This window comes from Fodinisporobacter ferrooxydans (genome assembly GCF_022818495.1).
GTDB classification, from domain to species: Bacteria; Bacillota; Bacilli; order Tumebacillales; family MYW30-H2; genus Fodinisporobacter; species Fodinisporobacter ferrooxydans.
In genome coordinates, this window is record NZ_CP089291.1 from 2,645,524 (window position 1) to 2,665,652 (window position 20,129).

19 protein-coding genes and 2 pseudogenes are annotated in these 20,129 nt (G+C 46.1%); 6 read left to right on the top strand and 15 right to left on the bottom strand.

Going from position 1 to position 20,129, the window contains the following annotated elements:
• Positions 1-11: 11 nt before the first annotated feature.
• From LSG31_RS12505 to LSG31_RS12515, 3 genes are all read right to left on the bottom strand, one after another.
• A complete protein-coding gene (locus tag LSG31_RS12505) occupies positions 12-767 on the bottom strand; it encodes a transposase (RefSeq protein ID WP_347435439.1) in 756 nt (251 codons plus the stop codon).
• Positions 721-1,260: a helix-turn-helix domain-containing protein gene (locus LSG31_RS12510; RefSeq protein ID WP_347435440.1), complete on the bottom strand. Its 540-nt coding sequence runs from the start codon at positions 1,258-1,260 to the stop codon at positions 721-723. Before LSG31_RS12510 ends, LSG31_RS12505 begins: the two co-directional genes overlap by 47 nt.
• A 156-nt stretch (positions 1,261-1,416) precedes the next feature.
• Positions 1,417-1,890: an HXXEE domain-containing protein gene (locus LSG31_RS12515; RefSeq protein ID WP_347435441.1), complete on the bottom strand. Its 474-nt coding sequence runs from the start codon at positions 1,888-1,890 to the stop codon at positions 1,417-1,419.
• Between the two features lie 28 nt (positions 1,891-1,918).
• Here LSG31_RS12515 and LSG31_RS12520 point away from each other — a divergent pair.
• The 5 genes and pseudogenes from LSG31_RS12520 to LSG31_RS12535 form a co-directional block, all read left to right on the top strand.
• A pseudogene (locus LSG31_RS12520) lies at positions 1,919-2,218 on the top strand (beta-ketoacyl-[acyl-carrier-protein] synthase II); the annotation flags it as partial.
• Positions 2,219-2,393: 175 nt separating this feature from the next.
• Positions 2,394-2,822: a tautomerase family protein gene (locus LSG31_RS12525; RefSeq protein ID WP_347435442.1), complete on the top strand. Its 429-nt coding sequence runs from the start codon at positions 2,394-2,396 to the stop codon at positions 2,820-2,822.
• A 62-nt stretch (positions 2,823-2,884) separates the two neighbouring features.
• Entirely contained in the window at positions 2,885-3,388 is a 504-nt protein-coding gene (locus LSG31_RS23365) for a DinB family protein (RefSeq protein ID WP_430734196.1), read from the top strand.
• A gap of 654 nt (positions 3,389-4,042) precedes the next feature.
• Positions 4,043-4,324: an AbrB/MazE/SpoVT family DNA-binding domain-containing protein gene (locus LSG31_RS12530; protein WP_347435443.1), complete on the top strand. Its 282-nt coding sequence runs from the start codon at positions 4,043-4,045 to the stop codon at positions 4,322-4,324.
• Positions 4,317-4,622 (top strand): type II toxin-antitoxin system RelE/ParE family toxin, encoded by a 306-nt coding sequence (locus tag LSG31_RS12535; protein WP_347435444.1) that lies wholly within the window; start codon positions 4,317-4,319, stop codon positions 4,620-4,622. Before LSG31_RS12530 ends, LSG31_RS12535 begins: the two co-directional genes overlap by 8 nt.
• Positions 4,623-5,422: 800 nt before the next feature.
• Here LSG31_RS12535 and LSG31_RS12545 read toward each other — a convergent pair.
• The 10 genes from LSG31_RS12545 to LSG31_RS12590 all read right to left on the bottom strand — a co-directional run bounded on the left by LSG31_RS12545 (position 5,423) and on the right by LSG31_RS12590 (position 16,052).
• Positions 5,423-6,538 carry a Zn-dependent alcohol dehydrogenase gene (locus LSG31_RS12545; protein WP_347435445.1) on the bottom strand — a complete coding sequence of 372 codons (1,116 nt, stop codon included), beginning with the start codon at positions 6,536-6,538 and terminating at the stop codon, positions 5,423-5,425.
• Between the two features lie 5 nt (positions 6,539-6,543).
• Positions 6,544-7,860, bottom strand: a complete 1,317-nt coding sequence (locus LSG31_RS12550) for a lyase family protein (protein ID WP_347435446.1) — start codon at positions 7,858-7,860, stop codon at positions 6,544-6,546.
• Between the two features lie 33 nt (positions 7,861-7,893).
• The gene (locus LSG31_RS12555; RefSeq protein ID WP_347435447.1) at positions 7,894-9,384 is read right to left on the bottom strand and encodes an aldehyde dehydrogenase family protein; all 1,491 of its coding nucleotides are present in this window, start codon (positions 9,382-9,384) and stop codon (positions 7,894-7,896) included.
• Positions 9,385-9,764: 380 nt separating this feature from the next.
• Positions 9,765-10,304, bottom strand: coding sequence for a DUF2179 domain-containing protein (locus LSG31_RS12560; RefSeq protein ID WP_347435448.1), 540 nt, complete (start codon positions 10,302-10,304; stop codon positions 9,765-9,767).
• Between the two features lie 147 nt (positions 10,305-10,451).
• Positions 10,452-11,375, bottom strand: coding sequence for an ABC transporter substrate-binding protein (locus LSG31_RS12565; protein WP_347435449.1), 924 nt, complete (start codon positions 11,373-11,375; stop codon positions 10,452-10,454).
• A 16-nt stretch (positions 11,376-11,391) separates the two neighbouring features.
• On the bottom strand, positions 11,392-12,006 hold the full coding sequence (locus LSG31_RS12570) for an ABC transporter permease (protein ID WP_347435450.1): 615 nt from the start codon (positions 12,004-12,006) through the stop codon (positions 11,392-11,394).
• On the bottom strand, positions 12,003-12,650 hold the full coding sequence (locus LSG31_RS12575; RefSeq protein WP_347435451.1) for an ABC transporter permease: 648 nt from the start codon (positions 12,648-12,650) through the stop codon (positions 12,003-12,005). The genes LSG31_RS12570 and LSG31_RS12575 overlap by 4 nt, the downstream gene beginning before the upstream one ends.
• Positions 12,647-13,732 carry a betaine/proline/choline family ABC transporter ATP-binding protein gene (locus LSG31_RS12580; RefSeq protein ID WP_347435452.1) on the bottom strand — a complete coding sequence of 362 codons (1,086 nt, stop codon included), beginning with the start codon at positions 13,730-13,732 and terminating at the stop codon, positions 12,647-12,649. The genes LSG31_RS12575 and LSG31_RS12580 overlap by 4 nt, the downstream gene beginning before the upstream one ends.
• Before the next feature lie 58 nt (positions 13,733-13,790).
• A complete protein-coding gene (locus LSG31_RS12585) occupies positions 13,791-15,230 on the bottom strand; it encodes an FGGY-family carbohydrate kinase (protein ID WP_347435453.1) in 1,440 nt (479 codons plus the stop codon).
• A gap of 45 nt (positions 15,231-15,275) precedes the next feature.
• Positions 15,276-16,052: an SDR family oxidoreductase gene (locus LSG31_RS12590; RefSeq protein WP_347435454.1), complete on the bottom strand. Its 777-nt coding sequence runs from the start codon at positions 16,050-16,052 to the stop codon at positions 15,276-15,278.
• Positions 16,053-16,366: 314 nt separating this feature from the next.
• Here LSG31_RS12590 and LSG31_RS12595 point away from each other — a divergent pair, with 314 nt between their 5' ends.
• The gene (locus tag LSG31_RS12595) at positions 16,367-17,815 is read left to right on the top strand and encodes an FAD-binding oxidoreductase (protein ID WP_347435455.1); all 1,449 of its coding nucleotides are present in this window, start codon (positions 16,367-16,369) and stop codon (positions 17,813-17,815) included.
• Between the two features lie 119 nt (positions 17,816-17,934).
• Here LSG31_RS12595 and LSG31_RS12600 read toward each other — a convergent pair whose 3' ends face one another.
• A complete protein-coding gene (locus LSG31_RS12600) occupies positions 17,935-18,504 on the bottom strand; it encodes a glycerol-3-phosphate responsive antiterminator (protein WP_347435456.1) in 570 nt (189 codons plus the stop codon).
• 595 nt (positions 18,505-19,099) lie between these two features.
• Positions 19,100-20,005 (bottom strand): annotated as a pseudogene (locus LSG31_RS12605) (IS4 family transposase); the annotation flags it as partial.
• Positions 20,006-20,129 lie beyond the last annotated feature (124 nt).

A 20,129-nucleotide genomic window follows, 5' to 3' on the forward strand; every position in this document is an offset into this window, starting at 1 on the left:
CGTTATAATAATTACATTTTTAGAAGCTTACCAGCATAAGTCCAACGAAAGGGTTTGGCCAAATGTTCGTTATAGTAATCAATAAATGCGGCAATACGCTGCTCTAAATCTTCGACTGACACAAAGCTGGCGCGTTTATTCAGAAGACGGCGTGAGAGTATGCTAAACCAACATTCAATTTGGTTGAGCCAAGAAGAATGTTTAGGCGTGTAGATCACGCGAATACGATGGCTAGGATCGGTAAGAAACGCGGCGCGGGATTCCATCGTTTTCAGAACGCCGGACTTGCCCTTTTCACCAAGTGCTTCTTCCGGTATGCCGCACTCCGCAGCTACGAAACGAACCAGAGACTCGGACTTATGCGTGTTCAATTGATCCATCACGAGCAGGTAAGGTGCTGTTGGATCATGGCGGACCACTTGGCGGATATGCTCCACAAAGTCGGCTTCATTACGTGTCGCCTGAATCATCGGAGCGATCAACTGGCCCGTGACGACATCGCGTGAAGCGGTAAGACTGGTCGTGCCATGCCGGATGTATTCCTGCTCGACGCGCTCCACTTGCCCCGGTTTCATCGGTTTCGTGGCCTGTGCGCGTTCTAACGCCTGAATACCCGTTTTTTCATCCGTGCATAAAACGTGTACTCCTTGTTCAGCGAGTTCCGATGCCTCATGATAAGCGTCACACACCTGTTTCACTTGTTGATGGTACAACTCGGGATCATCGATCTTCGGATTGAGCCATCCTTTCACTTGATGGGGTTTCAAGTCCGCTTCGTTTTAAAAAACGCCCGACCTGACGCGTCGAAATCGAGGAAACGATGCCACGTTTTACCGCTTCGCGGGCAAGCAATCCGGGTGTCCAATGACTAAACGGCAGTTCCAAGCTTTCGGGTGTCTGGCAGGCTAAGGTCAGGATATGGGCGACTTCCTCGGCTGTAAACGCAGACGGTCTTCCCGATCGTTGTTCGTCGGTTAAGGCCGCTTCAATTTTCGCTTTCAGCACATGAGGGCGATGGGTTTCGACTTGTTCCAGTTCCACCGCAAAAGTTGACCAGCGCTTCCTCCACCGCTTTACGGTATCGACACTGAGGCTGAGACGTCGAGCCAGTTCGCAATTGTTGACCTCTTGTGCCGAAAGTAAAATGATCTTGGCTCGCTCGATGAAATGCAGCGGTGTGTGGGTTCCTTTGGCCATCTTCTCCAGCACTTTTCGTTGCCGTTCGCTCAGTACGATTTTAATTGCGGTTTGTTTATGCAAAATATATCCGTCCCATTCTATGAATCTTTTGCTTCACAGTATATCATAGATTCATAGTCATTGGATAATTCAGCCATTTTACACTAGTTACTTATTTAATGCCTTAGAAAAAGTTGAAGAAATGATCTATTCGCTGAAAAAGTAATTTTTTTTGAGCTAAAAGAAGCTGTTCATTAACATTGCTCCAGAGTGAATGATCCCTGCCTGATTCAGTCGGTAAAAGAGGTGAAGTGAGTATGGGAAATTAACGCTAACTGCTGTCGCTACACTATGCGTGTAGTTTCTCAAATAGAAACTTTGTCCAATATGTGAGAAAACATGAGCAAATAGAATAAGGTAAAATTCGAGAAAAAACAAGTATTGATGTCGTACTGCTGCCAACCAAGTAAAAGGAATAAATACGATAAATTCTAAAGCAACAGCTAAGGCGAACTGAGAGGATTTCATTCCTCGAAACGATTCAACATTTCTCCGTAATATTCTTGGAACAGAAGAGTATAGAGAATCGAAATGTTGATCGATCCATGATTCAACCCAGATGATTTCTTCAAAGTCATGCACCATGAAAACAGCAAGAAACAGCCATATTAGAGATTGTAAGCTAATCGATGTATCCAGCCAATAAATCATTTGAACACTTCCATTCAAAAGAATCATACAGGATGTAGACTATATCAATGCTCATGCAACGAGTACATACATTGGAGATGTATCTGAAACTCGAGCTATTAAGCGAGTGTTTGGTTCTCACGCTTACATACTTGCGGTTAGTGCCAACAAAGCAATAATTGGTCATACCTTGGGTGCTGCGGGCGGAGTTGAAGCGGTTGCCCTTACTAAAACGCTCCAGGAAAGCCTAATTCCACCAACGATTAACTTAGACACCCCAGATTCCGAATGTGATCTGGATTACGCACCTCACAAAGCTAGGTATGCGGAGCTGAATATTGAGTTGTGAAAGGTGGTCCTATGATCCTGACAACTCTTCTAGCTGATTAATTAACTCATTTTTGTGCTGTTCACGTATTAAGGCCGAGAATTTCGTCACTAGCAGAAAAACCGCAAAGTAATTTTTTGGATAAAAATATACCGTTCGGTATATAACAGAATTAATCAAATAAGGGAGAAAAAATATGCCATATGCGGAAATATCAATGATCAAGAATTTCATTACAGTTGAGGAAAAGTCCGCTTTGTCTAAGAAATTGACAAAGATCCTAATTGAATCAGAAGGTTTGAAAGATAATCCTATTTCACGTTCAATAGCGTTGCTGGATATTAAAGAATTAGACAGTTTATATGTTGGCGGTGAAAAATGTAATCAGGATAAAGTTATCGTAAAAATTTACGGGTTTGCCGATGCTTTTGATGAAAACATAAAAAAGAAAATATATTTGGAAATTACCGATGCGTTCATTGCTGTGAGTGATAAAACCCGATTACAGAATGGAAGAAATATATGGTGCATCATAATTCCTCTAGGTGAATTTAATTTTGGTGTTGGCGGAGTACCTGTAACATTAGAGTTGACAAGGCAACTTGTATCAACATACACGGAATAAAAATTTAAATTAAGTTTTTATAATTAGCAATACGTATAGATGCTCTTCGTGGACTGAAAGGAATGATTGTTGTGACGCTATCGATATCAAAGTTGTATCAATACCATATTTGGGCAAATTCCAGGTTGATTTTGCACTTAGCGACCTTACCTGAAACGGCTCTGTATACAGAGGTGAGTAATGTTTTCCCAAATATCTTGCAAACACTGGGACACATATACTCCGTCGATCAAACTTGGTTAGCACGAATCCATGGTCAACATATCGAAAGAATCGTGCCGATCGTGCATGATTCATTAGAGCAAGTACAGAACTGCTTTTCGTGTCTTGGTGATGAAATTATGAGCGTTCTACAAACTTACGGAGATCATGATGGAAAGGTAATCCACTACCAAAATACCAAGGGAGACGTTTTTACCAATACTCTTTCTGAAATTATACAACATATAGTAAATCATGGTACCTATCATAGGGGGAATGTTACCTCAATGCTTCATCAGTTAGGGTTCACTGGCGTTCCTACTGATTACATCGTTTATTTAAGAGCAGGGCGCACAATTGTCTAATTAATCAGTGAATTAGATTGTTAAACAAAAACAATGGAGGGAAATTAAACATAAAGATTCAATTAATCAGACATGCTACAGTGCTAATTCAATACAACGGGAAGCAAATTTTAGTGGATCCGATGTTGAGCAATTCAGGGGCAATGGATACTGTGCCTAATGCAGCCAATACTCTTCGAAATCCACTGGTAGATCTCAGTTGACTTGAGTGAGATTGTCCAAGTTGATGCCGTTATCATCACGCACTTACATCGTGATCACTTTGATGCAGCAGCCATCCAACATCTCTCGAAGGACATAAAAGTCTTTTGTCAGCAACAGGATTTAGAAACGTTAATCGAACTTGGTTTTATGGTGTAATGAAAAGTAATCAAGTGTGTGATCATTTTGTGATCAAAACGAATCGAATTTTCATTTTGGCTTCCTGTTTGTATTTATCTCAAATTCACATGCGTTTTTTACACAACGTACTGATATCAAGCGAATTATATAACCGAAAATTTCCTTTTGAAGAAATAGCACAATACAACTCAGATTTTACTAATGCTGATACCTTAACGCAAAAAATCTGATTTTGTTGTATTGTTTCTTGATGTTTTGTTTACAGATTATGATATAATAAAAGTGGGAAAATCCCATATTGAGGTGATCAAGATGAGTCAAGCAGAGAATCGTTTAAATAAACCAGTAGCTGTTCGAATGGATGATAAGGGACGGTTAGTATTGCCTTTGAGCATTAGAAAAGCGCTTAAAGCAGAGCCGGGTGATACCTTTTTTGTGCAGACGGATGGTGATGGTGTTCGTATTGTAAAAGGTCCGAATCCGTTTGATGTTCTTGCTGAGAAAGCAATAAAGGAACATGAAGCGGGTCAGACCAAGGATATGCGAGAACTTGCTGCTGAGTGGGGCATAGATTTGGAGTCAAAGGATGAGTAGGATTCAATTTACAGCGCGAGCGGAAAAGGATATTGCTCGGTTAAGAGAGAATCGTGGTAAGGCATTAAAAGCAATTTTAGCATTGGAGACTGATCCGTACATAGGGCATACGTTGTCTGGTTCTTTACGAGGGGTACGATCTCTTGAATTTTCGTTACCTGGTGGAGCGTATCGTGCAGCCTATGTGGTATTGGAGAATCAGGAGGTTTGTTTGATTTTTATTGTTGGTCCTCATGAGAATTTTTACGATGAGGCGGAGCGGCGCTATCGAGCGTTACAAAAATCGGACAAACTTTAATCAAATGGATGACAGATTTATAAAAGTGGTGGTTTTTTGTGTTATCTATGGCTTCTAAAACGTCAGTATGTAGATTATGAGTTAAACAAACTATTAGTAAAAATTAAATCCTTTTATTGGAATCCTAAAAAACGATGCAAAGACAGCCAATAAAGGTTGGACTGTCTAAGCACTTAACTTCATTATTTAAACTATAAATGAGTAAATTCGCTTCCATTTTTCTTACAATTAAATAAAAATAGAGACATTTGCTTCCTGCTATGGTATAGATAAGTCACCACAACTCACACACCAGGAGGAAACAGTGTCTCATACAGCTATCCTACCAGAGCACGAAGCAATAATCAATTTCTTAAAAAGCCGTAGGCTATCCTTATATGTTTCAAAGCCTGCCTTGCGGCATATTCAAGAATTTTTTATTGCCGTTTTGCAACATTTAAAACTTGCCTAGAGCAGTCTATATTTTTTTATTGTATAAATTTGTAAATATTTTTACTAATTTATAGTAAGTTAATTATATTCAATTTGTTTATAAAATATATTGATATAATATAAACGTTTGCAAAATAATTTTAAAAACTTTATAAATGTATAATCTAGTAATTTTTAATAGTTTAACTACAGGCTGGGGTACCGCCACTGGAGGTACCCCAAGTTGGTTTTATATTCCAAATATAGTGAATTTAAATACGAGATATGTAAATTAGAGCCTAAACCAACCCGTTTTTCACAGGTTCTCTAGGTGGGCTTTTGAATTTCACATTCAGTCTGACAGACGTTACATTGTGGACGTCTGGTGATTATTCTGGAAACTCAACAATAATGCGGCCTACGTTGACGGACGAGTGGTCGTGGAACGCCTCAAAGGCACTATTGATGTCGTCCAGAGAGACGCGAGACAATACCAGTTCATCCAACTGGAATTTCCCGTCTAAATACAGCTCAGCAATCAACGGGAAATCGCGGAACGGATGGACATCACCGTAAAAGCTTCCTTTTAATACTTTTCCGAGTCGGTGGAAACCGCCGGCGGGCAAAGCGAGTTCTCGTTGTGGGTTGAATGCGCCAATCACGATGGTCGTGCCACCCCGTCTCGTTCCTTGCCAAGCGGAGGAAGCGGCTTGAGTATTCCCTGTGCAGTCAATTGCAAAGTGAACACCGACGCCGTCCGTCAGTTCTCGCAGCGCCTCAACCGTGTTTCCTTCGCCTACATTAACCGTGTGCGTAGCGCCAAACTTTTTAGCAATCTCAAGGTTTTGCTCTTTTAAGTCACAAGCAATGATTTTGCTCGCACCGGCGATTCTTGCACCTTGAATGGCGTTCACACCCACGCCTCCGATACCAAACACAGCAACCGTGGACATGGGCGTAACTCTGGCAGCGCGGACTGCAGCGCCGAACCCGGTTGCGACACCGCATCCAATTAGAGAAGCTTGTGCAGCTGGCATGTTCTGCGGAATCTTAACGCAGCTCATTTCTGGGACGACAGTGTACTCCGCAAAGGTGGAGAGAAGAGAGTTGTGATAGACAATGTTGCCATCTTTGCTCAGACGGGAAGTCCCATCCAAGAGGGTTCCAGCAAACATTGGTCCGAACGCCGACTCACAAAGGTTCACTTGTCCAGCCTGACAGAACTCACAGGTCCCGCAGAACGGCACCCAACTCAGGGCGACTTTGTCCCCAGGCTTGACCGTCTTTACGGCAGAACCGACCTCAACTACGATGCCGGCTCCTTCGTGTCCAAGAATAGTAGGAATCGGAGTTGTTTCATCGTTAATCGCGTTCAAGTCACTGTGGCAAACACCTGTAGCTAGTATTTTGACGAGAACTTCGTTTGCCTTGGGTTCTGCCAAATCCACTTCCATGATTTCTAGGCTTCCCCAAACCTGGGTCATGACTGCAGCTTTCATTTTCATGTGTGTTACCCCTCGCTCGCGGTTGTAGTGTTAGATGTTATTTGTTGTAACGTTTGTAGTGCAGGAAATGACTCCACCAAGGCCTGTTTAAGTGAAATCCCCTTCTCAGATGCTTGTTGGATGACGTTCGAAACTGCATCATATCCATGTTCGTTTGCCATGCGCGTTACCATGGGTACCAAACTGTTGGCGTGGGCTTCGCATTGTTCTCGATTTACCGAGAGACCCTTGAGCGCGAACTCTGTGAACAGCCCGAGGGCCTTTTCAACCATCCTGATTTCATCCATCACCAGTACGCCGGCAAACTCTTCGAATACGTTTAAGTCTGTGTCACCGTGGAGTTGTGCAGCCTCAATCGTTCGGGTCAGTCCCGTCACGAGAAAACCGCATTGCATCATCATTTCCGGCAATACCGGGTTGACCTTGCCCGGGAAGAAGGAAGACCCCGACTGTGTTTTCGGCAACCTCAATTCCCCGATGCCTGCCTCAGGTCCCGAGGACAGGAAGCGCAGATCCTGGCTGATTTTCACGAATACCTGAGCCAAGTTCGACAGGGATTGTGACAGCGCAACGAGCTCATCCACGTTTTGCGCTGCGTCGAAAAAATTTCGAGGTGAGACGAACATTTCTCCGCAGATGCTCCGAAGTTCAGCCAATACCAAGTTTCGATATCCAGGTGCGGCGCCTTCTCCGCTACCAATGACCGTTCCGCCGAGATTAACGGTGAACATCGACTTTTGGTGGTCAGCGATGGCTTGTGCACGTCTCTCAACGACATCGACGTACCCAGAAAAGCGATGACCTAAATCCATGGCCATGGCATCCATCATGCAAGTTCTGGCGATGGTTTGAATACCTGAAAACTCAACTTGTTTGGTTCGCAAAACAGAACTGCAATCATGAAGTTTCACAAGCAACTCATCCAGCAGTTCACAAATTGTAATTCGAATCGCTGTGTGGCAAACGTCAGCAGTAGATTGCGACCGGTTGATGTGTCCAATCGCATCCACCGCACTTCTTTTGGAAGCCAAGGTGTGAATGACTTCATTGATATTCATGTTGATCCCGATGCCACCGCCGCCATGATAGACGTCCACCGGGTATTGCGCCTTGTCGAAGGACGCGATTGCCTGCTCGCAAGCTGTGACGATGTTGTCAGTAAATTGCGATGGCAACACTCCGGCTTTTACGTTTGCTCGTGCTGCCGCCATCTTGACCCGAAGCATGTTCCGAACATATTCCGGATAGTCGCCAAGAGTTTTTCCAGAGAACGACATCGTCTCGACGCACTTTTTGGTTTGTTCCCCGTATAGAACTTCCATGTTGTCCCCTCAGTTTACATGCGAAATAATCTGTTACAATGCAACCCAGATGGATTTTACCTTGGTATAGGACTCGAGCGAGTGAATCGCGTACTCTTTGCCCCAACCACTTTGTTTAAAACCACCAAATGGCGCTGCAAAATCATAGCAGCCGTATTTATTGATAAAGACCATACCAGCTTCAAGACGGGAAGCAACGCGATGAGCACGACTGATGTCCTTCGTCCAAAGACCTGCAGCCAACCCGTAGGTCGTGTCGTTCGCCATGCGAACCACTTCGTCTTCATCGGTAAATGGGATAATCGGCAATACAGGTCCAAAAATTTCGTCTTGAGCAATCCTCATCTTGTTATCGACATCAGCGAAAATCGTCGGACGGACGAAATATCCGTCCGCATTACTTCCGGTCGTATCACGATGTCCGCCCGCTACAAGGAGAGCACCATCTTCTACGCCGTATTCGATGTAGCGGAGGATTTTCTTCATGTGGGCCTTGGAAGATTGGGCGCCTTGGTGAACATTCGGATCGAACGGATTGCCAAGCACATAGGAGTTTGCCAGATCTGCGATTCGAGACACAAACGTATCGTAGTGTTTCTTGTGTACAAACAGACGGGTTGGTGCGGAACACTTCTCACCTTTATGCGTGAACAGGCCATAGAAAGAGCGTTCAATAGCAAAATCGATGTCCGGAACGTCCTCGAAGACGATGTTGGGGCTCTTTCCGCCGAGCTCTAGGGAGATGGTTTTTAAGTTCGAATCAGCTGATCCGTGCAGTAACTTTTTACCGACTGCAGTGCTGCCTGTGAAGGCGATTTTGTCGACCTTCATGTGGTTTGAAATGATCGATCCAACCTCACCGCTGCCAAGGACGAGATTGATCACGCCTTTGGGAAGTCCCACTTCTTCATGAAGGATTTCAAACAGGCGAATCGCGGAGAGCGATGTCACTTCAGACGGTTTCAACACAACTGTGTTGCCCATCGCGAGTGCTGGCGCGAGTTTCCAGGATGCCATCAGAATCGGGTAGTTCCACGGAACAATCAGTCCGCAAATGCCGACAGGTTCGCGCGCCGTATAGTTCAGAAATTCGCTATCGACCGGAGAGGTTTCACCGTAAAACTTGTCAGTCCAGCCAGCGTAGTAGTCGAAGATGTCCGCTGTTTCAATGAGGTCGTCGTACCACGATTCGCTGTACAACTTGCCGTTATCCAACGTCTCCAGCGTTGACAGCTCGCATTGGTGGCGACGGATCGCGTCCGCGATTTGGTGCAAGACTTTTGCGCGTTCCTTCCTTGACATCTTACGCCATGGTCCGTTGTGGAACGCTTCGTGTGCTGCATCCACTGCAGCGTCCACATCCGCTTTGGTTGCACGATAAAAGGAACCCAAAACCTGACCGTTCGAAGGATTGATGGTTTCCATGGTTTCATTGTCTTCGCTGGTGCGAAACTCACCTTTGATATACATGCGGCGGGGTTTCGCCAACCACTCTTGAGCCCATTCCAATTTTGCTGCTTCCATCTGATTTTCTCCTCCCCTTATCTGTTGGGTGTTACTTGGTCGACGGAGCGCCGCCGACAGCCTTCCGCACGGCTTCGACGATATGAACGCCAAATCAAGTGCGAACAACGGCCGTAATGAAAATCAATATTATCCAATACTTGCGAGTGTTGTTCAATGAGAAACGGACTGTTTCCAATGAATAAGTGTTCGTGTCCTTCCAAAGCCAAACATCAGATCGCTGGAACCAACACCCATGATTCCTTCGTCCGTGTGAACGTAGACCAAGGTAGAGGCGAATTTAGTTCGTGGATTCGGATCCCAAGCGGCCTTGAAAGGCGGATTCAAGGGCAACAAATATTGTTTGATCTCAATCGAAGTGATTTTCAACACTGTCCTCCCTAGCGCTCTAGCTTCCATTTATTCATCTTGAAGAGTCTCCGCGAGTGAACGAAACCACCAGCTAGAGAATGCAACTCGGTCCGCGTGACAAACGCGTTCGGGTCGACTCTGTGGATTTCTTCCATGACTTCTCGGATGGTCTTGCGTCGAATGACGACGAGCAGTACCTCGCGAGTGCCGTCTCTCCCTAAGCCTTCCCAAGATGTAACGGCCACGCCGAGACTCCGCAGTGTTCCCGCCATATTCAAGTTGGTGGTAATGATATGCAGCGCCATATTACCGACCGCAATTCGATCTTCCACCCAACTTCCAACAAGCGTTCCAACTGCGTACCCAGCTGCATAAGCAAGAATCCGCCAAGGATCAGACAAGTGTGTGACAACCAGAGTTAACGCCGAGACATATAACATCTGTTCGAACAATGCCGTGAACGACGCTATCACCCTTTGTCCCTTCACTAAGATGATCCACCGGGTTGTCATAATGGTCACGTAAATGACCTCAAGCACAAAAATCAGGAGAGGAAATAGCAACAACATGTCCCCCTCTTCCGGATTGGTAGTCAACAGCGCTGATGAACCTTTGCTGAATCTGAACCAGACAACGTCTTGGCGAGGTCGCGATGCATGCAGGTTTCTACATCGCGACCTCTGTACCAGCAAAAAATCACAAATGACGACTACTCCTTATTTCAACAAGCCAGCTTGTTGCAAGAATTTCTTAGCTACTGTGTCGGCCGATTCATGCTTCACGTCGACGTCGTAGTTCATTTGTTGCATTTGTTTGTTCGTGATTTTACCGGCCAATTGATTCAAGATGTCTGGAATCTGTGGGTATGCTTTGATGATATCTTCACGAACAATCGGTGCTGCATAGTACGGAGGATAGAAGTTCTTGTCATCCTTTAACACAACCATGTTGTACTTAATCAACTGGCCGTCGGTCGAGAATACGTCAATCGCTTGAACGTCACCCTTCTTGACAGCTTCGTATTTCAAGCCAACGTTGATTTCCTTGGTTGATACAAATTTCAAGCCATAGGCCTTCGTCAAACCTGCATAGCCGTCAGGACGGCTGAAGAATTCCGGTTCAGCTCCAAAGGTTACTTGATTTTCGACTTTGGCCAAGTCGGAAATGGTTTTCAAGTTGTACTTTTCTGCAAATGCTTTCGGCACAGCAATTGCGTAAGTGTCATTAAAGCCAAGCGGTTTCATCCAGTCAATCTTGAATTTTTGCGGATATTGTTGCGATACGTAGTTGTAGGTGTAGTTCGCATCATGGCTGACGGGCTGTTTCAAGATGTCAATCAAACCTGTGCCGGTGTACTCGGTGTACATGCTGAGTTGCCCGGATTGCAGTGCATTCCAAGGAACCATGGTGCCGCCGAGGTTCTGTTTGTTCTGGATGGCTGCATTTGGCAGACCCTGCTTGAGCAAGTCGTACATCATATCACCAACCAATATGTTTTCAGTAAAGCTCTTCGAACCGACGATTATCGTCGGTTTGGATTGGCTGGTTCCGCCGCTGTTACTGATGCTTTGCGTACCGCAACCAGCAACTGCGGTTGCGCCTAAACCTACTAACAATACGGATAAAACTGCCTTCTTCATTTGATTTCCCCCTTATTTATTTACCGTATTTTTGGCTCATGCGTTTTTCCAGATACACCATAACCAGCTCTACTACGATGGCGAGCAAAGCTGCCGGAATCGCCCCCTCCAGCAACAATTGATTGTCTAAAATTTGCAGTCCTCTAAAAATCAAGACCCCAAGACCCCCAGCTCCGACGAAGACCCCAATGGTGGCAATGCCAATGGAAGTCACGAGTGAGACCCGAAACCCCGCCAGAATGACAGGAATCGACATCGGCAACTCCACTCGCCAGAAAATTTGACTCGGTTTCATCCCCATCCCTTTGGCGATATCCAGGTAGACTGAGTCAACCGATGTGAGACCCTCGTAGGTGTTTTGCAGGACCGGCATAATGCCGTACAGTCCTAACGCGACCACAAGAGTCGTGTTTCCAAGCCCAAACACAAGCAAGAGAATTGCCAAGAGCGCAATACTTGGAAACGTTTGTATCACTTCAGCGATACCCATAAAGAAGGTTGCGAGTTTCGGACGCTTGCGACAAACAATGGCCAACAGGAGACCAATGACGCCACCGGCGACCGTCCCCAACACGGAGAGATAGAAATGTGTCCAGGTTTGAGAAGCGATATCTCCAGAACCAAAGTTCATTTTTTCGCCCCCCGTAGTCCGGCAGGTGTCACCAAGCGTCGAATGAATGTGAAGATGAGTCCGGCTACAAAGGCCATCAACGCGGTTGGGACTGAGCCCGACAGAATTAAATCATTGTTGTAGTTGTCAATTCCAGCAAAAATCAGGTTTCCAAATCCGCCAGCCCCAATCAAGGCTGCTACAGTGGCCCAACTCACAAGATAAATGGTAGATAAACGGAGCCCTGCCACAATGAGTGGGGCGGACAACGGAAGTTCAACCTTGATGAGTCGTTGCCAAGATGTCATTCCCATTCCTTTGGCTACATCGATGAGTTCCGGATCGACCGATTTCACACCCGTGTAGGTGTTGCGTACAATCGGCAACAATGAATAAAGGAACAAAACGATGAGAGCCGGCGTGATCCCAATGCCAAGAATCGGTAACAACAGCGCAAAAAATGCTAGACTAGGTATGGTCTGAATGATGGACAAAACACTGATGACTGGCCCCGAAAGTTTACGGCTTCTCGTCAAATAGATGCCGAGGGGAATGGACAACACTGCACCTACCACAAGCGAAAAGCCCACTAGAAACAAATGCTGCCAAAACGCCTGTGTAATTTGGCCACCATAGGTACTCCAGATGTAGCTGAGGTAACTCATGCAACCCCGCCCCCAAACAACTCTTGTGCCACCTTCAAAACAGAGGTTTTGGTGATAACCCCGACAAGGCGGTTTGATTCATCCAGAACCGGTATCTCGTTCACTTCCATCAAAATCGGAACCACTTCTTTGGCTGGCACAGAATAACCAAAGGCGGCTGACTTCGTAACTTCCAATGCGCCTCCATCGGAAACGCTTTCTTTACGAACACTTCCGAGATACGTCATTGAAGAATCCACTAGATAGAATTGGTCTACATAAGGCGCCATGTACAAGTGCCCTTGGGCCGTTTCCTTATAGAGTTTCAATTCGCGCTCAGCTACATCTACTGCTGTCTTCCTGGTTTGGCCAAAACCTATTCGACGCCCCACAAACGAGGAGACGAATTCGTTTTGCGGTCTGTGCACGATATCTTCAGGCGTACCCACTTGGACAATCCTTCCGGTTTCAAAGACGGTGATTCTATCTCCCAAGCGCAACGCTTCATCCATGTCGTGCGTGACGAATATAATCGTCTTTTGCAATCGTTCCTGCAACCGCTTCAACTCGGTTTGGAGGGTCTCGCGGCTAATCGGGTCGAGTGCGCCAAAAGGTTCGTCCATCAAGATAATCGGGGGGTCAGCTGCCAGCGACCGCAAGACGCCAATACGTTGTTGCTGACCACCAGACAGTTGCCGCGGATAGCGATGTGCGAAGTCTTCGTATTTCATATCTACGAGGTTCAACAGTTCCCGGATACGCGCTTCGCGCTTGTCTTTCGGCCATCCAAGCAGGCTCGGGACGAGATCAATGTTGTCGCGAATGGTCATGTGCGGGAACAGACCGGTTTGTTGGACCGTGTAGCCAATGCTCCTACGCAACTCGTGCTCGTTGTAGCTTTTAATTTCACGGCCGTCAATTTCAATCTTTCCGTAGGTCGGTTCTTCCAGTCGGTTCACCATGCGAAGCGTGGTGGTCTTTCCGCAACCGGACGGACCAATGAACACCATCAGTTCGCCTGTCTTGACTTCCAGATTCAAATCGCTAATTGCAGCCTTGTTTCCCTGGTAAACTTTTGTAACGTGTTCGAATGTTACCGTCATCTAAGCTCCCCTTCTTTATCGCTTCTACATACTTGAAGCCAGTTTTGCGGTCCACCATTCAATCGCCAAAGATGGAGTACGCTCTTTTATAGATTTCATCGCTGCTGTAGTGAGGAATGGTTCGATAGACTTCTTCATTAAACTTTTGATAAAAAGCGTAGTTCTCAGCAATCGGCTGAACGGTGTCTTGGCGCTTGACCATGTATTGAACAGCTTCATCTACGCTGTCGTAGATGCCAAGTGCGGTCGCAACTAGAATTGCAGAGCCTAATCCAGCAGCGTCGCTGAAGACGTTTCTCGACACAGGCTTTCCAAACACGTCCGCGAAGATTTGGACCATCAAGTCACTTTTTGATCCGCCGCCAGACAACACCAGACTCTCCAGCTCAATGCCGAGTTCCTGGCACATTTCGTCGGTTCGGTTCTTCATGGTCAGTGCAATCGCCTCCAATATTGAGCGGTACATGTGCGCTCGAGTGTGTGAGGCATTGAACCCGAGTATAGAACCGCGTTTGTATGGTGCATCGGACGGCGCTAGCCAATCGAGAACAGTCATCAAGCCGTTGCATCCAGGCGGCACTTGGCTCGCTTCGCGGTTTAGCAATTCCTCCGCAGAAATGCCCAACTCCCGAGCTTCACTGGCAACACCGCCGCCTAGCAATTTGGTCAGCCAACTGACTGTCCACATCCCGCGGCGAATGCCAAAGCTTTCGTACAAATAGCGGTTCGGAACGGAGGAGAAATTCGTCCACAGGTGACTCGTCTCTTTCAAGTTCTTCGGGCCGTGAATCATCGCTGCGATGTACGTCCCCAGTGAAACAAGCGCAGTATGACCTTCCAAGGAGCCCGATCCCAACGCTTCTACCGCTTTATCGTTGGCGGTCGCGATGACCGGAAGCCCTGTCGGTATGCCCGTCTCCCATGACGCCTCAGCGGTCACCTTGCCCAGAACTGTGCCAGGCATTTGCAGTTGGAACAGCATTTCTTTCGGGATTTGGAAGTGCTTGATGACCTCCGGGTCGTCACTCCAGTCCCACGTATCCGTGTCAATCGGCCACTGACCTTGGTAATTGGCAGCCGTGTCAACAAACCGATCAGTGAAACGGTGTGTAATGTATCCCGAAGAAGTCGTCACATAGCGAACGGAATCGTCCTCATGTTCATATGGACTTGATACACGCACATCCATCCAACTCAATACCGGATATGCAAGCCTGCCGTCTTCTCGAAGAAGCGCCCGGCAAAAGCGAATGGTGCATAAGCCAACGCCAATGATGTCATTAGGATTTCCCGTGAAATTCTCCATGGCTTTGCGACACGCGATGACGATTGACTCCCACAGGTCGTCATCCGGATGTTCAACGTGCCCTGGTTTCGGCAGGTTCATCGGACGCAAAGCCTGTTTGCCTTCTGAAACGACTCGACCTTCTGTGTCAAAAATGGTAACCTTCGAGCTTTGTGACCCATTATCTACACCGATAATGTATTTCGTACCCATGTCAGCACCTCTTCATTGAAACTGCGACGCAAGGACTCCTTGGTCTTAACGAACCAGGTACCCGCCGTCAACAACAAGGAGATGCCCGTTCACATAGTCGGATGCCTTGCTCGCCAAAAACACCGTAGCTCCCATTAAGTCTAACGTATCGCCCCAACGATTGGCCGGGATGTGATCGAGAATACGTTGATTCGTTTCCGGGTTGCTTCTCGTTACTTTCGTGATTTCGGTTGCATAGTAGCCAGGTGCAATGCCATTGACTTGAATGTTGTATTGCCCTAGTTCATCCGCGTACGCCTTCGTAAACCCTGCTAACGCATGCTTTGTAGCTGCGTAAGCGGGCGACATTTGGCCGCCAAGGAACGAAAAGAGCGAACAGACATTGATGATTTTCCCGCTGCGTTGCGGCACCATGCGCTTTGCAGCTTCGCGGGACAAGTCAAAAGCAGCAGTCAAGTTTACATCTATCATCGGGTCCCAATGGTGTCTTTCAAACTCGAGAACCGATGCCAACTTGCAGATGCCTGCGCTGTTAACTAAGATGTCGACACTCCCGTATGCGTTTACACAACCATCGATAATCGTCTTGGCAGCTCCATCAGCCGTGATGTCAATCTTCAAAAACTCCATCTTGACACCTTCAGCTTCAATAAGCGCCCGGGTTTCGCCGCCATCATCCATCACACTCGGAATAAAGAGGTTCGCTCCGGCTTTCGCCAAGGCTGAAGCGAATGCCTGACCGAGTCCTGTGTTGCCGCCGGTGACAATTGCGTTCTTGCCTTTCAGTGAAAAGAAGTCCATTGAAAAATCTGAGATAGTCATTTCACCTTGCTCCTTTTTATAAAAACTACTTTAAAATAGCGTGTGGAAAAACAAAAAAGCGAACACCCAAGAGAGGGTTCGCTTTTCTCATCAGCTCTAGCAACCACTTTCCTCGATATTACATCCATATAGAAACTGTGTCAATGCCATTATACGAAATTTTTAGCGCTTACATTTTTCTGTTGACATCATAGGGGGGATGGTACTATGATGTGAATCAGGCGCTAGAGGTCTGAGAAAAGCGAACCCTGATTGGGGTTTGCTTTTTTTGCGTTTCTGGGCAAATTTCAGAACACAGAAAAGGAGTTCTTAAGATGTCATTGACCCGAGAGCAGGTTGTTCAAGGCGTAAAAGGAATCGTTAGCGAGGAACGTGTCATCACTGACAAACATATATTGAAAGAAAGTAGTGTCGACCGCTTCCGAAAGTACGAATTCATCTCCGGTGTGTATACGCAGCACATTCCGGCAGCGATTGTCAAACCAGAAAACACCGAACAAGTCGCTGAAGTTCTTAAGTATTGCAACGAAAACGGCATCAACGTCATTCCGCGTACCGGTTTCTCTGCACTGGAGCAAATGTTGGAATCCGTCAAAGAAAACCACATCGTGCTCGATGGTTCAGGCATGAATAAAATCATTAAGATTGACGAATGCAACATGCAAGTGACTTGCCAATGCGGCGTGAACCTGCAAGAGCTCGATGAAATTCTGCAGGCCAAAGGATATACGACGGCTCACTCACCTCAATCAAAACCGCTTGCACAAATGGGCGGATTGGTCGCAACCCGAAGCATTGGTCAATTCTCCACCCTGTACGGCGGCATTGAAGACATGGTAGTTGGACTCGAAGCCGTGTTCCCGAACGGCGAGATCACCCGAATCAAAAACGTGCCACGGCGCGCAGCAGGCCCAGACATTCGCCACGTCATCATTGGCAACGAGGGCGCGCTATGTTACATCACCGAAGTAACTGTGAAAATCTTCAAATACATGCCGGAAAACAACTTGTTCTACGGCTACACGCTAGACAGCATGAAAACTGGTTTCGAGATTCTGCGCCAAGTGATGGTAGAGGGTTACAAGCCGTCCGTCGCCCGTCTCTACGATGCGGCCGATGCTCAAGGCCACTTCTCGCATTTTGCAAACGATGAATGCGTGCTCGTGTTTATGGCAGAAGGACCGAAAGGCATTGCAGAGGCTACCGGTGCAGGCATCGAAGCCGTCGTCAAACAGTACCCAGAGTGTCAAAAAGTCGACAGCCAATTGATTGAAGATTGGTTCGCTCGCTTGAACTGGGGTCTAGAGCAAGTGGAACAAGAACGCATTGAAATTAGTGAAACGAAGAACATGGGCTTTACCACCGAAGTAGCTGGATGTTGGGATTGCATTCACGAAATCTACACTCGCTCGATTGAACGGGTAAAGAACGAGATTCCAGACATCACCTGGATGGGTGGCCACTCGTCTCACAGCTATCTAAACGGCACCAACATGTACTTTGTCTACTACTACGATGTCAACTGTGCACCGGAAGAAGAGATTCACAAGTATCACAATCCAATTAACAAAATCATCGTCGAAGAAGCCCTCAAGGCTGGTGGTACCATGGTTCATCACCACGGTGTCGGGAAAGCGAGAGCACCTTGGATTAAAGAAGAATACGGTTCTTCGTTCTATATCTTAAAGACGTTGAAAAACGCGTTCGATCCGAACAACATCATGAACGCTGGCAACATCATCCCGGTTGACTTTTTGAAATAATTGCCCCGTAACCTCTTCAAAATAGATGGACAAAACAAAGAAGGCAATCCTGGCAGCACCGTTCCTCTGTAAACCGCCGGGATTACCTTCTTGTTGGTCCACACCCAAATCGACATTTCTTAAACGTTGTCCCAAATGTCTGTGGAAGTAGAGCAAATCGATACAGCTCCTGCTTTCAGCGCAGCGACTACGTCGTCCTTTTCACACACTAACCCACCGGCAATGATAGGAACATTGACGATATCTCGTACCCAGCTAATCACCTTGGGCATACAACCCGGCAGAATTTCAATGCAGTCTGGAATGGACGTCTCAATTTGCTTCGGAAGGCTATGGAACGAGAATGAGTCCACCAGAAAGAACCGGTGAATCGTAAAGAATCCTTGTGCTTTCGCTGCTTTGATAATCGGCCCTTTGGTACTTATGATACCGTCCGCCTTGGTCACTTGTTTAATGAAATCCACGACGATTTCCTTGCTGCTTGTGCCCTTCACTAAATCTACATCTACAAAAGCGTACTTTCCTGCACTTTTGACTCTGTCAACTATCGTCCCAATGTTGCAAATGTCCCCGTATAGGACAAAGACAATATCACAACTGGATTGAAGCACATTTTCAAGTCCCGTATCATCTTTGATTCCTGCAACAATGGGATTGTCTTTAAACAAACTACGGAAGTCTTCTTTCATATGTACCTCCTAAAAAAGATGGCTTCAAGAAGCTGTTTCTCGAAGTTAGCTTTACTTTATAGCGTGCCTATTCCGTTTGTCAAGGAGAGACCCCATAGGCAAATAATAGTGCGAATCCTGGGTGACGTGGGAGGATGTACCGAGACGATTGGTATCAAGACAGGATAGAGCCAAACAAAACAATGCCACCTAACGTTATTTGCTAGGTGGTTTTTTGTGTAATCATGATCTCTTAAAAGAAATGATGAATAATAATACCAACGATCACGCTTGCAAGAAGATTGACCAAAAGCTCCGTACATTTGGTTTTCCTCCTTTTAAGTCGGATGGGTTATTATATTAAGAAGGACAAAAACTCGAATCGGCGTATATCCATAAAGATAAAAAATCCGCATGCATACAATTATCAACTATGTACATTGGCTTGGGTATTTCACTGACTATTCTGCGTATTCTAAAGGAATTCCTACCGTGCATAAGTAACTCCTTTAACAGAAAGCCAACCTAATCACTAGGCTGGCTTTCTTTTTCAATCAAATAACTCAAATATTAAGCCCCAGGCTATGCCTTATGCTTGACCCACAAAGCATACAAATTATGGAGACAGATAGTTGTAATGTTTAAGAACAATATTGAGCTCGGTCAATCCTTTCCAAATTACTTTAACACCGGGCTCACCGTCTCCTTTACGGCCTAAAAATCCCCCAAGTTTGGCCAGATACGATACGGCCTCCTTGATCGTTGGAGCGATGGGAGGAATCGTGGAAGTCCGATTGGCAATGCAATATAATACCTTCCATTCCTGTTCCTCTAAGAACTCTGTACAGGGGGTCTCCGGATTTTGTCTTGCTTTATAGGTCATACTCAAGATACGAATGGAAATAATCGAATACATGAGGATTAATTTTTGGATACGTTCGGCTTTTTTATTTTGTAATTCTTCGATTTCACAGCCATTTTTTAAAATGTAATGAAATCGTTCAATTTTCCATCTGTGCATATACCAGGTCACCCGTTCCATGGCTTCATCCACGTTGGTAATGTCCATGCTTGTGGCTAAGTACCATTCGATGGGTTCCATGCCTTGGGGAGGATCGATTTCTTGGACAAGCAGGATCCACAAGGTCACGCTTGCGTTTTTGCGAAATTCTTTGGGTGTATTGGCAGGTGCGTGTACATTCGCTTTGCAATATTTGATTGCAAGTGTGGCCGTCCTTTGAGGTACATTTCGGCGGGTATCCCTAGGAATGTCAACGACGATTTCACCCGCTGGCGGCTCATTTCTCACTTTGTCAAACAGTTTGCAAGCTTCGGTTGTGTTTCGATTCTGCACCACTCTTACGAGAAAGTCTTGATGGCTCATGGTGGCATGGTCAAAAAACTCATACACATCCGCTTCGCGGTCGCCAACGTGCACCAATCGGATTCCTTTCGGAATGCCAAGCTGACTTTTGTCCATACTTTCCAACCATTTATAGCTTTCTTTGTCCTCAATCGGTTTCTGACGTTTTTCTTTGCGCTAGCCGCCGCGATAGACTCGTTGATTTTATTGGACAAGGTACCCATGGTTCGGATGAACCGTTTGATGGTTCTGCCACAGTTAATTCCCAAGTTTTTAAACTCTT

Excerpts from the sequence above, each read along its gene's own strand:
- LSG31_RS12515 (WP_347435441.1), bottom strand. The coding sequence starts at position 1,890 with ATGATTTATTGGCTGGATACATCGATTAGCTTACAATCTCTAATATGG.
- LSG31_RS12525 (WP_347435442.1), top strand. The coding sequence starts at position 2,394 with ATGCCATATGCGGAAATATCAATGATCAAGAATTTCATTACAGTTGAG.
- LSG31_RS23365 (WP_430734196.1), top strand. The coding sequence starts at position 2,885 with ATGATTGTTGTGACGCTATCGATATCAAAGTTGTATCAATACCATATT.
- LSG31_RS12530 (WP_347435443.1), top strand. The coding sequence starts at position 4,043 with ATGAGTCAAGCAGAGAATCGTTTAAATAAACCAGTAGCTGTTCGAATG.
- LSG31_RS12535 (WP_347435444.1), top strand. The coding sequence starts at position 4,317 with ATGAGTAGGATTCAATTTACAGCGCGAGCGGAAAAGGATATTGCTCGG.
- LSG31_RS12545 (WP_347435445.1), bottom strand. The coding sequence starts at position 6,538 with ATGAAAATGAAAGCTGCAGTCATGACCCAGGTTTGGGGAAGCCTAGAA.
- LSG31_RS12550 (WP_347435446.1), bottom strand. The coding sequence starts at position 7,860 with ATGGAAGTTCTATACGGGGAACAAACCAAAAAGTGCGTCGAGACGATG.
- LSG31_RS12555 (WP_347435447.1), bottom strand. The coding sequence starts at position 9,384 with ATGGAAGCAGCAAAATTGGAATGGGCTCAAGAGTGGTTGGCGAAACCC.
- LSG31_RS12560 (WP_347435448.1), bottom strand. The coding sequence starts at position 10,304 with ATGTTGTTGCTATTTCCTCTCCTGATTTTTGTGCTTGAGGTCATTTAC.
- LSG31_RS12565 (WP_347435449.1), bottom strand. The coding sequence starts at position 11,375 with ATGAAGAAGGCAGTTTTATCCGTATTGTTAGTAGGTTTAGGCGCAACC.
- LSG31_RS12570 (WP_347435450.1), bottom strand. The coding sequence starts at position 12,006 with ATGAACTTTGGTTCTGGAGATATCGCTTCTCAAACCTGGACACATTTC.
- LSG31_RS12575 (WP_347435451.1), bottom strand. The coding sequence starts at position 12,650 with ATGAGTTACCTCAGCTACATCTGGAGTACCTATGGTGGCCAAATTACA.
- LSG31_RS12580 (WP_347435452.1), bottom strand. The coding sequence starts at position 13,732 with ATGACGGTAACATTCGAACACGTTACAAAAGTTTACCAGGGAAACAAG.
- LSG31_RS12585 (WP_347435453.1), bottom strand. The coding sequence starts at position 15,230 with ATGGGTACGAAATACATTATCGGTGTAGATAATGGGTCACAAAGCTCG.
- LSG31_RS12590 (WP_347435454.1), bottom strand. The coding sequence starts at position 16,052 with ATGACTATCTCAGATTTTTCAATGGACTTCTTTTCACTGAAAGGCAAG.
- LSG31_RS12595 (WP_347435455.1), top strand. The coding sequence starts at position 16,367 with ATGTCATTGACCCGAGAGCAGGTTGTTCAAGGCGTAAAAGGAATCGTT.
- LSG31_RS12600 (WP_347435456.1), bottom strand. The coding sequence starts at position 18,504 with ATGAAAGAAGACTTCCGTAGTTTGTTTAAAGACAATCCCATTGTTGCA.